Annotated in this window: 11 protein-coding genes and 1 tRNA gene; 8 read left to right on the top strand and 4 right to left on the bottom strand. The window is 69.4% G+C overall.

Annotation, left to right across the window (positions count from 1 at the left end; translation table 11 throughout):
• Positions 1 to 4 precede the first annotated feature (4 nt).
• From pepN to OG974_RS13375, 3 genes are all read left to right on the top strand, one after another.
• On the top strand, positions 5 to 2,506 hold the full coding sequence (gene pepN / locus OG974_RS13385) for an aminopeptidase N (protein WP_327282916.1): 2,502 nt from the start codon (positions 5 to 7) through the stop codon (positions 2,504 to 2,506).
• A 320-nt stretch (positions 2,507 to 2,826) separates the two neighbouring features.
• Entirely contained in the window at positions 2,827 to 4,224 is a 1,398-nt protein-coding gene (locus OG974_RS13380) for an aminotransferase class V-fold PLP-dependent enzyme (protein WP_327282915.1), read from the top strand.
• Positions 4,221 to 5,630 (top strand): SidA/IucD/PvdA family monooxygenase, encoded by a 1,410-nt coding sequence (locus tag OG974_RS13375; RefSeq protein WP_327282914.1) that lies wholly within the window; start codon positions 4,221 to 4,223, stop codon positions 5,628 to 5,630. The genes OG974_RS13380 and OG974_RS13375 overlap by 4 nt, the downstream gene beginning before the upstream one ends.
• Positions 5,631 to 5,726: 96 nt before the next feature.
• On the opposite strand, the gene OG974_RS13370 is transcribed toward OG974_RS13375, so the two are convergent.
• A complete protein-coding gene (locus OG974_RS13370; RefSeq protein ID WP_327282913.1) occupies positions 5,727 to 7,544 on the bottom strand; it encodes a 5'-nucleotidase C-terminal domain-containing protein in 1,818 nt (605 codons plus the stop codon).
• Between the two features lie 143 nt (positions 7,545 to 7,687).
• Between OG974_RS13370 and OG974_RS13365 the strand changes: the two genes are divergently transcribed.
• From OG974_RS13365 to OG974_RS13350, 4 genes are all read left to right on the top strand, one after another.
• Positions 7,688 to 8,392, top strand: coding sequence for an SIMPL domain-containing protein (locus tag OG974_RS13365; protein ID WP_327282912.1), 705 nt, complete (start codon positions 7,688 to 7,690; stop codon positions 8,390 to 8,392).
• Entirely contained in the window at positions 8,389 to 8,907 is a 519-nt protein-coding gene (locus OG974_RS13360) for a GNAT family N-acetyltransferase (protein ID WP_371646566.1), read from the top strand. The genes OG974_RS13365 and OG974_RS13360 overlap by 4 nt, the downstream gene beginning before the upstream one ends.
• Before the next feature lie 150 nt (positions 8,908 to 9,057).
• Positions 9,058 to 10,485 carry a pyruvate kinase gene (gene pyk, locus OG974_RS13355; RefSeq protein ID WP_371646565.1) on the top strand — a complete coding sequence of 476 codons (1,428 nt, stop codon included), beginning with the start codon at positions 9,058 to 9,060 and terminating at the stop codon, positions 10,483 to 10,485.
• A 69-nt stretch (positions 10,486 to 10,554) separates the two neighbouring features.
• On the top strand, positions 10,555 to 10,947 hold the full coding sequence (locus OG974_RS13350) for a RidA family protein (RefSeq protein ID WP_327282909.1): 393 nt from the start codon (positions 10,555 to 10,557) through the stop codon (positions 10,945 to 10,947).
• A 433-nt stretch (positions 10,948 to 11,380) separates the two neighbouring features.
• On the opposite strand, the gene OG974_RS13345 is transcribed toward OG974_RS13350, so the two are convergent.
• Positions 11,381 to 11,455 (bottom strand) — tRNA-Leu (locus OG974_RS13345).
• Positions 11,456 to 11,553: 98 nt separating this feature from the next.
• Here OG974_RS13345 and OG974_RS13340 point away from each other — a divergent pair.
• Positions 11,554 to 12,204 carry a response regulator gene (locus OG974_RS13340; protein WP_327282908.1) on the top strand — a complete coding sequence of 217 codons (651 nt, stop codon included), beginning with the start codon at positions 11,554 to 11,556 and terminating at the stop codon, positions 12,202 to 12,204.
• A gap of 65 nt (positions 12,205 to 12,269) precedes the next feature.
• Here OG974_RS13340 and OG974_RS13335 read toward each other — a convergent pair whose 3' ends face one another.
• Together OG974_RS13335 and OG974_RS13330 are read right to left on the bottom strand one after the other, a co-directional pair.
• Positions 12,270 to 12,986 (bottom strand): ABC transporter ATP-binding protein, encoded by a 717-nt coding sequence (locus tag OG974_RS13335; RefSeq protein WP_327282907.1) that lies wholly within the window; start codon positions 12,984 to 12,986, stop codon positions 12,270 to 12,272.
• Complete coding sequence (locus OG974_RS13330; protein ID WP_371646812.1) at positions 12,983 to 14,158, bottom strand: ABC transporter ATP-binding protein; 1,176 nt, start codon at positions 14,156 to 14,158, stop codon at positions 12,983 to 12,985. The genes OG974_RS13335 and OG974_RS13330 overlap by 4 nt, the downstream gene beginning before the upstream one ends.
• Between the last annotated feature and the right edge of the window lies 1 nt (position 14,159).

Below are 14,159 nucleotides of genomic sequence, written 5' to 3'. Positions count from 1 at the left end.
CCCCATGTCCGCACTGACGCGCAACGAAGCGCAACTCCGAGCCCGGCTCCTCGACGTCCACCACTACGCCGTCACCCTCGACCTCACCAACGGCGACGACACCTTCGAATCCACCGCCGTCATCCGGTTCACCGCCCGCGCCGCCGCGGACACCTTCGTGGAGCTGAAACCGGACGCACTGCACTCCGCCGAACTCGACGGCACCCCCCTCGACCCCACCACCCTCGCCGACAACCGCCTCCCCCTCACCGGCCTCGGCGAAGGCCCCCACGAACTGCGCATCGCCACCCGCATGCGCTACTCCCGCACCGGCGAAGGCCTCCACCGCTTCACCGACCCCGCGGACGGCGAGACGTACGTCTACACCCAGATGTTCATGGACGACGTCCAGCGCGTCTTCCCGGCCTTCGACCAGCCCGACCTCAAGGCCGTCTTCGCATTCACCGTCACCGCCCCCGCCCAGTGGACCGTCCTCGCCAACGGCATCACCGAACGCACCGGGGACCGGGACACCGACGGCGCCGGCATCTGGCAGTCCGCCCCCACCCCCGTCATCTCCACCTACCTCGCCGCCGTCGCCGCCGGCCCCTGGCACAGCATCCGCACCGAGCACGCCGGACTGCCCTTCGGCATCCACTGCCGCCGCTCCCTCGCCCCCCACCTCGACGCCGACGCCGAGGAAATCCTCTCCATCACCACCGACTGCTACGACCGCTACCACCAGAAGTTCTCCGAGCCCTACCCCTTCGACTCCTACGACCAGGCCTTCGTCCCCGAATTCAACGCCGGAGCCATGGAGAACCCCGGCCTGGTCACCTTCCGCGACGAATACGTCTTCCGCTCCGCCGTCACCGACACCGAACGCCAGAGCCGCGCCGTGACCATCGCCCACGAGATGGCCCACATGTGGTTCGGCGACCTCGTCACCCTGCGCTGGTGGGACGACATCTGGCTCAACGAGTCCTTCGCCGAGTACATGGGCTACCAGACCCTCACCGAAGCCACCCGCTTCACCGGCACCTGGACCGAATTCGGCACCTCCCGCAAGGCCTGGGGCTACGACGCCGACCAGCGCCCCTCCACCCACCCCGTCGCCCCCGACCCCGAAGCCGTACCCGACACCGCGAGCGCCCTCCTCAACTTCGACGGCATCTCCTACGCCAAGGGCGCCTCCGCCCTGCGCCAACTCGTCGCCTGGCTCGGCGAAAAGGACTTCCTCGCCGGCATCAACACCCACTTCACCCGCCACAAGTTCGCCAACGCCTCACTCGCCGACTTCGTCGACTCCCTCGCCGCCCACACCGACCGCGACGTCCACGCCTGGGCCGACAGCTGGCTGCGCACCACCGGCATCGACACCCTCACCCCCCGCATCGAGGAGAGCCACGGCGGCTGGACCCTCACCGTCGACCACAGGGGCAGCCGCCCCCACCACATCGCCGTCGGCCTCTACGACCGCGACCCCGAAAGCACCCTCGAACCCCGCGAACTCCTCACCCTCGACGTCCCCTCCGACGAGATCGTCTCCGTCAGCGGCCCCCGCCCCGCCCTCCTCGTCCTCAACGACGGCGACCTCGGCTACGCCAAGGTCCGCCTCGACGACACCTCCGTCAACACCGTCCTGCGCGACCTCTGCGCCGTCCCCGACCCCCTCACCCGGGCCGTCATCTGGAACGCCCTGCGCGACATGGTCCGCGACGGCGAACTCGAACCCGCCGCCTACCTGGCCACCGCCGCCGCACACCTGCCCGCCGAAGCCGACCTGGCCATCGTCCAAGGCGTCCTCGCCTTCGCCCGCCACCACGTCGCCGACCGCTACCTCACCCCCGAACACCGCACCGAAGCCCTCGCCACCCTCACCGCCATCGGCCGCGCCCTGCTGCGCCGCACCGAAGACGGCTCCGACCCCGGCCTGCGGCTCGCCGCCGTACGCACCCTCGTCGACGCCGCCACCCAACCCGACACCCTCACCGCCTGGCTCGACGACGACACCGTCCCCGGCGGACCCGAACTCGACCCCGAACTGCGCTGGCGCATCCTCGGCCGGCTCAGCGTCCTCGGCGCCGTCGGGCAACGCGAGATCGACGCCGCCCTCGCCGCCGACCCCAGCGCCACCGGCGAGGAAGGCGCCGCCCGCTGCCGCGCCGCACTCCCCACCGCCGAAGCCAAGGCCGCCGCCTGGGAGCGCCTCTTCCACGACGACTCGCTCTCCAACTACCTCTTCAACGCCACCGCCCAGGGCTTCTGGCAACCCGAACAGGCCGACCTCGTACGCGACTACGTACCGCGCTACTACGCCGAAGCCGTCGCCCTCGGCGCCCGCCGCGGCCCCGCCATCGCCGAAGCCGCGGGCCGCTACGCCTTCCCCGGCCACGCCGTCGACGAAGACAACCTCCAGGCCGGCCACACCGCCCTAGCCGACCCCGCCGTCGTCCCCGGCCTGCGCCGCAAGCTCGCCGACCACCTCGACGACCTCGCCCGCGCCCTGCGCGTCCGCGCCTCCTGACACCCCGACGCGACCCGCACCCCCCGGCCGCCGCACCCGCCCCCCACCGGGCCGGAGCGGCGGCCGGCCCCGTCTCCGACGCGCGTCCCCACGCCCCGTCTCCGGCGCGCGTCCCCCCGCCCCGGCCCCGGCGCCCCGTCCCCGTAGCCCGCGGAACCGCAGGGGCGCGGACGGCGGGACGAACCCCGGCGGTTACCCCATTCGGGTCGGATCGTTGTACCGGTCGGGCCACCAGGCTGTCACCGCAGCAGCGCCCGCCGTCAGGCACCCCACGACAGGGCCGGCCCCCTGCCGCAGACCCGTTCCCGTGAGGACACCGCATGACAGCCCCGCCCGGCCCCCCACCCCCCCTGCCCCCGCTCGCCGGCGGCCACGCCGGCGCCACCGCCCTGCGCCCCCTGCTGAACACCGTCCTCGACGCCCTGCACACCGGAGCCCGCGACCGCGGCGGCCCCCTCCCCGCAGGCGGCCCCGACACCGTCACCGCCCGCGTCACCGCAGCCCTCGGCGACGTACTCCCCGACCACGGAACCGGCGACCACGAAGCCCTGCGCACCCTCGTCCACACCCTCACCGCAGGCGCCGCCGACCCCGCCGACCCCCTGTGCGCCGCCCACCTCCACGGCCCGCCCCTCGCCGTCGCAGCAGCCGCCGACCTCGCCGCCGCCGCCCTCAACCCCTCCCTCGACTCCTGGGACCAGGCCCCCGCCGCCTCCGCGATCGAAGCCCTCCTCACCCGCACCCTCGCCGCCGAGTTCTACGACACCCCCACCCCCGACGCCCTCGTCACCACCGGCGGCACCGAAGCCAACCAACTCGCCCTGCTCCTCGCCCGCGAACGCCACGGACCAGGCCTCACCGTCCTCCACGGAGCCAACGCCCACCACTCCGTCCCCCGCGCCGCCTGGCTCCTCGGCCTACCCCCCACCACCTCCCTGCCCACCCCCGCCGGCATCCTCGACCCCACCCACCTCGCCGAAGCCCTCGCCGCCGCCCGCGGGCCCGTCCTCGTCACCGCCACCGCCGGCACCACCGACGCCGGCCTCATCGACCCGCTCGAACCCATCGCCGACCTGTGCGACCACCACGGCGCCGACCTCCACATCGACGCCGCCTACGGCGGCCTCCTCGCCCTCAGCCCCCGCCACCGCCCCCGCGTCCAAGGCCTCGCCCGCGCCCGCTCCCTCACCCTCGACCTCCACAAACTCGGCTGGCAACCCGTCGCCGCAGGCCTCCTCGCCGTCCCCGACACCGCCCTCCTCGCACCCCTCGCCCACCAAGCCGACTACCTCAACGCCACCGACGACACCGAAGCAGGCCTCCCCGACCTCCTCGGCCGCTCCCTGCGCACCACCCGCCGCCCCGACGCCCTCAAAATCGCCACCACGCTGCGCTCACTCGGCCGCGACGGCCTCGCCCGCCTCATCGACCGCACCTGCGAACTCGCCCACCACCTCGCCCGCCTCCTCGACGCACACCCCCGCTTCGAACTCCACGCACCACCCACCATCAGCACCGTCCTCTTCCGCCCCACCCACACCGACGACACCCACCTCGCCGCCCTGCGCCGCACCCTCCTCCTGGGCGGTCACGCCGTACTCGGCCGCGCCACCGCCGACGGCCGCCTCTGGCTCAAAGCCACCCTGCTCAACCCCCACACCACCGCGCGGGACCTGGACACCCTCATCACCCTCCTGGAAGGCAGCACCAACCGATGACCGCCCAGCTCGATGCACCCCACGACCTCGTCGGAATCGGCATCGGCCCCTTCAACCTGTCCCTCGCCGCCCTCGCCCACGGCCTCCCCCACCAAGGAGCAGAAGAACTCGCCACCGCCTTCTACGACCAACGCCACGACTTCCGCTGGCACCCCGGACTCCTCATCGACGGGACCACCCTCCAAGTCCCCTTCCTCGCCGACCTCGTCACCCTCGCCGACCCCACCAGCCCCTGGACCTTCCTCAACTACCTCAAGCACAAAGAACGGCTCTTCCCCTTCTACTTCGCCGAGCAGTTCCACACCCACCGCGCCGAATACGACGCCTACTGCCGCTGGGTAGCCGGCCGCCTCCCCGGACTCCACTTCGGCCACCAGGTCGACGCCGTCCGCTGGAACCCCGAACGCGACCTCTTCGAAGTCGACTACACCCAACTCGACACCGACGGCGAAGCCGAAGCCCTCGGCCGCGTCCACACCCGCAACCTCGCCCTCGGCATCGGCACCGCCCCCTACGTACCCGAACCCCTGCGCCCCCTCGCCGACGCCCCCACCGTCCCCGTCATCCACTCCTCCGACTACCTCGACAACCGCCAACGCATCCTCGGCGCCGACCACGTCACCGTCATCGGATCGGGCCAATCCGGAGCCGAAGTCTTCCTCGACCTCCTCCGCTCTCGCCCCGCTGGCCGCGAACGCCTCACCTGGCTCGCCCGCACCCCCTCCTTCGCCCCCATGGAGTACTCAAAACTCGGCCTCGAACACTTCACCCCCGACTACACCCGCTACTTCCACGCCCTCCCCGAACCCGTACGCGACCAACTCGTCCCCGCCCAATGGCAACTCCACAAAGGCATCGACGCCGCCACCATCACCGCCATCCACGACGAGCTCTACCGCCGCACCCTCCACGGAGGCTGGCCCGACGCCGTCCTCACCCCCGGAGTCAGCGTCCGCACGGCCGGCCGCGTCGCCACCACCAAAGTCGAACTCCACCTCGAACACATCCAGCAAGGCACCCGCTCCCGCCTCACCACCGACGCCGTCGTCCTCGCCACCGGCTACAAAGAACGCCCGCTCACCAACCTCCTCGCAGGCCTCGACCCCTACCTGCGCAAAGACTCCTCCGACCGCCCCCGCATCGACGAAAACCACCGCATGATCCTCGACCCCTCCGTCACCGGCAGCATCTTCGTCCAAAACGGCGAACGCCACACCCACGGCGTCGGAGCCCCCGACCTCGGCCTCGCCGCCTGGCGCAGCGCCGCCATCCTCAACGTCCTCACCGGCAAAGAGCCCTACCCCCAACCCACCCGCACCGCCTTCACCACCTTCGGCCTCGAACAACGCGAACACACCCGCCCCACCCCCACCGTCGAACTCCGCCCCCTCGTCGACCACCCCTGAGGCCCCCGATCAACCACACGCCCCACGCCACCCCCGAACGCACGGCGGCCGGGCCCTGCCACAACAGGACCCGGCCACCCACCAGAACGAAACCGACTAGAACACCGGCACCCCGGCCCGAGTCAGCCGCCACTCCACCGACGCGAACTGCGCCGGATCGATCGTCCCCTTCGCCTTCACCCACTGGATGATCGTGTTACGGATCTCCTCCGAATTCGCCCACACCTGCTTCGCCTGCGGCACGTGCGGGAAGTTCCCACCACCCGACGCCCGGTAGTTGTTCACCGCCAACACGAACCGCGCCGCCGGATCGACCGGCCGCCCACCGAACGACAGGTTCACGATCCGCGACCCCGCCGGCTGCGCGATGTCGATGTCGTACGCCAGCCCGTACACCGCGTCATAGTTGTAGTCCGGCGTCGCCTCCGCATTCGTGACCTTCGCCGGATCCACCACCTCACCCGGAGCCGTCCGCACGTAATACCGCGCCGAGAACTCCAAATAATCCTTCAGCTGCGCACCCGTCAGCACCCGCGCCTCAAGGGTGTTCTCGAACGGATACAGCCCCGCCGCATCCTTGATCGTCACCTGACCCGCCGGAATCGCCGCCGTCCGCGAGAAACACGACGCCTGCGACAGCACCGGTAGCGCCGCGTACTCCCCGCCCGCCAGCGCCGCCTTCACCGTCTCCACCTGAACATGACTGATCAGATCGATGATCGCGACGTCCTTGACCGGCCCCTCCGCCGACGACATCGCCTGCGTCGACGTACCGATCACCTGATTGACGTACGCCACGACCTTCGCGTGCTCGTCCGACAGCAGCCGCACGATCTTCGGGTCCTCGACCGCCGTGTTCGAGTTCAGCACCTTCGCCGACACCTTCGCCACCGACCAGCAGCCCTTCGACCACGACAACTCGAAGTCGAACAGCGTCAGACGCTGACCCCACTTCAACGGCTCCGACAGCACCACGTCCTTGCCCGTCGCCTTGTTCTTCACCCGGTACTCCGGGATCTCCGTGTGCGCATGCCCCACCAAGATCGCGTCGATCCCGGGCACCTGCTCCGCCACCAACGCCGCCGCGTTCTCGATGTACGGCAACTGGTCCCCGTACGACGACGTACCACTCGAACCCGAATGCGCCGACACGATCACCACGTCCGCACCCATCGACCGCAGCTTCGGCACGTACTTCGCCGCCTGCTCCTCCAGCCCCGGGAACGTCATCTTCCCCTGCACGTTCGCCTTGTCCCAGATCGCGATCCCCGGGTTCGTCAACCCCAGCACCGCCACCTTCACATCCCGCCCGTGCGGCGTCCGCAACCGGTGCATGCTGTACGGCGCGAACGCCGGCCGCAACGTCTTCGCATCCAGCGCATTCGCCCCCAGCAGCGGAAAATCACACTGCTCCTCGAACTTGCGCAACACCGGAATGCCGTAATTGAACTCGTGGTTCCCCAGCGCCGCCGCGTCGTACCCGATCGCGTTCATCGCCTGCGCCATCGGGTGCACCGGACCCCGCCGCGCGGTGATCGGATCCACCTTCGCGTAGTAGTACGACAGCTGCGTCCCCTGGATCGTGTCACCCGCATCGATCATCAGGGTGTTGCAACGCCCCTTCTCCGCCCGCACCTGGTTCACCAGCGTCGAGATCTTCGCCAGACCGACATCGTTGTGCGCCTTGTCGTCGAACTCCTTGTCCGTGAAGTAGTCCCAGTTGAAGACGTTCCCGTGCAGATCGGTCGTGCCCATCACCGTGAACGAGTACGTCCGCGACCTCCCCGCCGCCTCCCCAGCAGCACCCGAAACCTCCCCGGCCGCAGCAGCCGGAGAGCTCGTGGCCCCCGTCAGCGCGACAGCCGCACCCGTAGCGGCCGAAGTGCCCAGAAACGTCCTACGGTCGAACGCCATGCCATCTCCCCTTGTGAGGCGTGAACAACGCACGTTAACAACGCGCGTAGATTCTGGCCGATGGGCCGCAACCGACAACACCCCCACCAGGTTTCGATCCGATGACCACCGGCCCACCCACACGACAGTGCGACAGTGAAACCATGACCCAAGACCCCGCACACCAGCCCTACGGAACCCCCGAAGTGCCCCGCGTAGCCGTCCGCGGCGAAGCCCACCTCGAAGTCGACCCCGAAATCGCCCGCATCGGCATCACCGTCACCGCCCGCGGCACCGACCGACGCACCGCACTCGAAGACCTCACCCGCCGCAACAACACCGTCCTCGACCTCATCAAGAGCTACGGCGACGAAATCGAAAAACTTGAAACCGGCGCCTTCTCCATCAACCCCGAACTCACCCGCCACGGCCGCGCCGAACGCATCCGCGCCTACCACGGCCGCGTCCACATCACCGCCGAACTCGCCGACTTCACCGCCCTCGGCGAACTCACCACCCGCCTCGCCGACCTCGAACTCACCAGCATCGACGGCCCCTGGTGGGCACTGCGCCCCACCTCACCCGCCCACGGGGAAGCCCGCCGCCAAGCCGTACTCGAAGCCGTCCAACGCGCCCGCGAATACGCCACCGCCCTCGGTGCCAACCTCGCCGCCCTCGTCGAACTCGCCGACCTCGGCGCCGAAAACACCCTCCCCTACCAAACCGCAGCCCCCGGCACCGGCATGCGCACCATGGCCTTCAGCACCACCGACGAAACCGCAGCCCCGCCCCTCGACCTCGAACCCCAACGCCAAATCGTCCACGCCCAGGTCAATGCCCGCTTCACCATGACCCCTCCCCAGCTGTGAACGCCCCCGCCGACCAGCCGGGCACCTGGAACCTGGAGCCCCTCCGCGCCGACCACGCCCCCGCCCTCCTCGCCTTCGAACAGGAGAACCGGGCCTACTTCGCACGCGCCATCCCCGACCGCGGCGACGCCTACTTCACCGAATTCACCACCCGCCACCACGCCCTGCTCGCCGAACAGGACACCGGCCTCTCCCGGTTCCACCTCGTCATCACCCACGAGGGAGCAGTGGCGGGCCGCGTCAACCTCCTCGACATCGAAGACGGCAGCGCCGAACTCGGCTACCGCATCGGCGAACGCGCCGCCGGCCGCGGCCTCGCCACCGCCGTCGTCGCAGAAATCTGCCGCCTGGCCACGACCGCGTACGGCCTCACCCGCCTCACCGCAGTCACCACCCTCGACAACCCCGCCTCCATGACCGTGCTGACACGCAACGGATTCACCCAGGTCGCGCCCCCCACCATCGACGGCCGCCCCGGCATCCGCTACGAGCGCCCCCTCACCCCCGCGACCTGACCCAAACCACGCACGGAACGTGCTCCGGGGGTGCTCATCGGAGCACCCCCATGCACATTCAACAATTGTCAACAACCTTTTGCCCAACGGTTGTTGAGTGGACACCCGGAACCAATTTCCTACTGCCTGGTAGGGGCATACCCTCGCCCCATGCGCCGAGCAAAAATCGTATGTACCCTGGGCCCCGCCACCGACTCATACGACCAGATCAAGGCCCTGGTCGAAGCCGGAATGGACATCGCCCGCCTCAACCTCAGCCACGGCACCTACGCCGAACACGAAGACCGCTACCAGCGCGTACGCAAAGCCGCCGACGAAACCGGCCGCAGCGTCGGCATCCTCGCAGACCTTCAAGGCCCGAAGATCCGCCTCGGCCGATTCGTCGAAGGCCCCGTACTCCTTGAACGCGGCGACGAATTCACCATCACCGTCGAAAACGTCCAAGGCGACCGCCACACCTGCGGCACCACCTACAAAGGCCTCGCCGCCGACGTCACCACCGGCGAACGCATCCTCGTCGACGACGGCCGCGTCACCCTCGAAGTCACCGCAGTCGACGGCCCCCGCGTCCGCACCACCGTCATCGAAGGCGGCATGGTCTCCGACCGCAAAGGCCTGAACCTCCCCGGCGTAGCCGTCTCCGTCCCCGCCCTCTCCGAAAAAGACATCGAAGACCTCCGCTGGGCCCTACGCACCGGCGCCGACGTCATCGCCCTGTCCTTCGTCCGCAGCGGCCGCGACATCGAAGACGTCCACCGCATCATGGACGAAGAAGACCGCCGCCTCCCCGTCATCGCCAAGATCGAAAAGCCTCAAGCCGTCGAAAACATCGACGACATCGTCGCCGCCTTCGACGGCATCATGGTCGCCCGCGGCGACCTCGGCGTCGAAATGCCCCTCGAACAAGTCCCCATCGTCCAAAAGCGCGCCGTCAAACTCGCCAAGCGCAACGCCAAGCCGGTCATCGTCGCCACCCAGATGCTCGACTCGATGATCGACAACTCCCGACCCACCCGCGCCGAAGCCTCTGACGTCGCCAACGCCGTCATCGACGGCACCGACGCCGTCATGCTCAGCGGCGAAACCAGCGTCGGCAAATACCCCATCGAAACCGTCAAGACGATGTCCCGCATCGTCGAAGCGGCCGAAGAAGACATCCTCGCCAAGGGCCTCCCACCCCTCACCGAACGCAGCAAGCCCCGCACCCAAGGCGGGGCCGTCGCCCGCGCAGCCGCCGAGATGGGCGACTTCCTCGGCGCCAAATTCCTCGTCGCCTTCACCCAGAGCGGAGACACCGTCCGCCGCCTCTCCCGCTACCGCTCACCCATTCCCCTCCTCGCCTTCACCCCCGACCCCGCCACCCGCTCCCAACTCAACCTCACCTGGGGCGTCGAAACCTTCCTCGGCCCCCACGTCGACTCCACCGACGCCATGGTCGCCCAAGTCGAAGAAGAACTCCTGCGCATCGGCCGCTGCGTACCCGGCGACGTCGTCGTCATCACCGCCGGCTCGCCCCCCGGAGTCACCGGATCCACCAACCTGGTCCGCGTCCACCACATCGGCGACCCCGTACGCTGACCCGCGCACGCGCACGCCACCGCGTCGGGCCCCTCCCGCCCGACGCGGCCGCTCTGGGATCATGCCGCCATGGACCACACGCGCCAGACCATCGGCTCCGGCTCACCCCTCGAACCCCGCATCGGATTCTCCCGGGCCGTCCGCAAGGGCCCCCACGTCGCCGTCGCCGGCACCGCCCCCATCGGGGACGACGGAACCACCGTGGGACGCGGCGACGTCCACGCCCAGACCGCGCGCTGCCTGGACATCGCGGAAGCCGCACTGAAGGCGGCGGGAGCCTCGTTGGAAGACGTCATACGGACCCGCATCATGCTCACGGACATCACGAGCTGGGAGGAAGCCGCCCGCGCCCACGGAGAGCGCTTCGCGGACATCCGCCCGGCCTGCACCTTCGTCGAGGTCTCCCGCTTCATCGACCCCGACTGGCTCGTCGAAGTCGAGGTCGACGCCGTCCTCGGCTGAGGTGGCTAGTACGTCGGCCCGATGTGGACACGTTGAAGGGGTCGCTGCCGCGGGCCAGGACCGTCCACTGGACCCCGAGGGCGGTCAGCGTGTCCGTACACGGCTTAAGTACCGCGGATACTCGTACCGCTTGCCGTTCCGCACGGTCCAGTTGGTGATCCGACACCCGCGGAGTGGATCAGCCCCCGCACGAACTCCCTCGGTGCTGCGGCACGTAGACCTCGTCGCCGGGGCGGACGGCCGTGATGGCCGCGCGGCATTGCTCGATGAGCCCGGGTTGGCGAGCAGGTCCAGCGCGTGCCTGCGGGTGGCCATGCCGTACATGCGACCGACGCTGCCGTGCAGCATTCGCTCATGTGGCGCATTTTGATGCGCTTCGCCGGAAAGAGTGATGGTCACGCGAAAATCGCGTGACCATGGAATCTAACGAAAGTGCCCCAGGTGGGATTCGAACCCACACTGTCCGCTGTTTGAGAGCGGCCTCTCTGACCAGTTGGAGTACTGGGGCCTAAGAAACGAAGGCTCAAGCGAGCCCTACGCGAGACCACCTTACCGCAGCTAGGTAGGCTCAGGGGAGTTTGTTATGCCCCGCACCGAGGAGCCATCGTGACCGCCGAGCACGAGTCGACGCCCACGCCCGACGCCGACCAGTCGCACGTTCCGCCGCTGACGACCCGCGTCGTCATCGCCGAGGACGAGGCGCTCATCCGTCTCGACCTCAAAGAGATGCTCGAAGAGGAGGGCTACTCCGTCGTCGGCGAGGCCGGCGACGGGCAGACCGCCGTCGAGCTCGCCCGGGAGCACCGCCCCGACCTGGTGATCCTCGATGTGAAGATGCCGGTCCTGGACGGGATCTCCGCGGCCGAGAAGATCGCGGAGGAGTCCATCGCGCCGGTGCTCATGCTGACGGCGTTCTCGCAGCGCGACCTCGTCGAGCGGGCGCGGGACGCCGGTGCCATGGCGTACCTGGTGAAGCCGTTCAGCAAGAGCGACGTGGTGCCGGCCATCGAGATGGCGGTGTCGCGGTTCGCGGAGCTGCGGGCGCTGGAGAAGGAGGTCGCTGACCTCTCCCAGCGGCTGGAGACGCGCAAGCTCGTGGACCGGGCGAAGAGCATTCTGCAGACGCAGTACGGGCTGACGGAGCCGAATGCGTTCCGGTGGATCCAGAAGACGTCGATGGACCGTCGCATGTCGATGCAGCAGGTTGCCGAGGCGGTCATCGAGGACGCGGAGGAGAAGAAGAACGCCGCGAAGTAGCGGGTGCGTGTACGCGTGAGGCCCGCCACCGGGTTGCGGTGGCGGGCCTCTGGCGTTGTACGGGATCAGTCCTCGCCGAGGTAGGCCTTGCGGACGTCCTCGTTGTGGAGGAGTTCCTGGCCGGAGCCGGAGAGCACGATCTTGCCGATCTCCATCACGTGGGCCTGGTCGGCCAGGGAGAGGGCGGCCTGGGCGTTCTGCTCGACGAGCAGGATGGTGGTGCCCGTGGCCTTGAGCTCGGCGATGGTCGCCATGATCTTCTGCATCATCAGCGGGGAGAGGCCCATGGAGGGCTCGTCCAGCATGAGGAGCTTGGGCTGGGACATGAGGGCCCGGCCCATGGCGAGCATCTGCTGCTCACCGCCCGAGAGGGTGCCGGCGGCCTGCTTGCGGCGTTCGCCCAGGATGGGGAACATCTCGTAGGCGCGCTCGATGTCCTTCTCGATGCCTTCCTTGTCGCTGCGGAGGAAGGCGCCGAGCTGGAGGTTCTCGGCGATCGTCAGCCGGGGGAAGATGTGGCGTCCCTCGGGGGAGTGGGCGAGGCCCAGGGAGACGATCTTGTGGGCGGGGACCTGCGCGAGCGGCTTGCCGTCGAAGGTGATGGTGCCGCCGGCGGGCTTGAGCAGGCCGGAGAGGGTGCGCAGGGTGGTGGTCTTGCCGGCGCCGTTGGTGCCGACGAGGCAGACGATTTCGCCCTGGTTGACTTCGAAGGAGATGCCCTTGACGGCTTCGATCTTGCCGTAGGCGACCTTGAGGTCCTTGACCTCTAGCAGTGCGGTCACTTGGGGTCTCCGTCCGTGCTGGTGGTGCCGGTGGTGCCAGTGGCGCTGTCTGCGTCGGCCGCGGCGTCCGCCGTGGTTTCGGCGTCGGCCGCAGTTTCGGCTTCTGCCGGTGCGTCGGCCTCAGCGTCGGCCTCAGCCTCAGCCTCGGTGTCGGCCTCGGCCTCAGCGTCGGCCTCGGTGTCGGCCTCAGCCTCAGCCTCAGCCTCGGTGTCGGCTTCGGCGTCGGCCTCGGCTTCGGCGTTCGCCTCGGTCTCGGCCGGTGCTTCGGTCTCAGCCTCAGCCTCAGCCTCAGCCTCGGTCTCGGCTGCCGCGTGCACTTCGGCGGCTTCGACGGCGGCGGCCTCGGCTGCGCCGGGGTCGCCTTCGAAGGGCTCGCCGAGGTAGGCGGCGATGACGCGCTCGTCGCCCTGGACCTCGGCCGCGGTGCCTTCGATGAGCTTCTCGCCCTGGACGAGGCAGGCGACGCGGTCGCAGAGGTTGAAGATGAAGCGCATGTCGTGCTCGATGACGAGGACGGCGATGCCCATGTCGCGGATGGCGAAGATGAGTTCTTCGGCAGCGCGGGTTTCCTGCGGGTTCATGCCGGCGGTGGGCTCGTCGAGGAGCAGGAGGCCGGGGTCGCTGGCGAGGGCGCGGGCGATTTCGAGCTTGCGCTGCTCGCCGTAGGGGAGGTTCTTGGCGAGGTGCTGTGCCTTGTGCTCCAGGCCGATGAACTCCAGGAGTTCCATGGCGCGGGCTTCGCTGGCGGCTTCGGCCTTCTTGAAGCCGGGGCCGCGCAGGAGCGCGGACCAGAGGCCTTCCTTGGTCCGGGTGTGGCGTCCGACGAGGACGTTCTCCAGGACGGTCATGTTGGAGAAGAGCCGGATGTTCTGGAAGGTGCGGGCGATGCCGGCCTTGGTGACGAGGTGGGGCTTGGGCGGCAGGACGGTGCCCTTGTAGCTGACGGTTCCCTCGGTGGGGATGTACAGCCCGGTGAGGCAGTTGAAGAAGGTGGTCTTGCCGGCGCCGTTGGGGCCGATGAGGCCGACGATTTCGCCTGCGTTGACCTGGAGGTCGACGGAGCGGACGGCGGTGAGGCCGCCGAAGCGCATGGTGACGCCGCGGGCTTCGAGGACGGTCTCGCCGGCCGGGGTGGCGGCGGGGGCGGTGGTGGTGTCGGTGGTGGTCGTCATG

Source organism: Streptomyces sp. NBC_00597 (assembly GCF_041431095.1).
Lineage (GTDB): Bacteria > Actinomycetota > Actinomycetes > Streptomycetales > Streptomycetaceae > Streptomyces.
The sequence above is the reverse complement of the archived record's forward strand: the minus strand, read 5'-3'. Positions and strand labels throughout refer to the sequence as shown.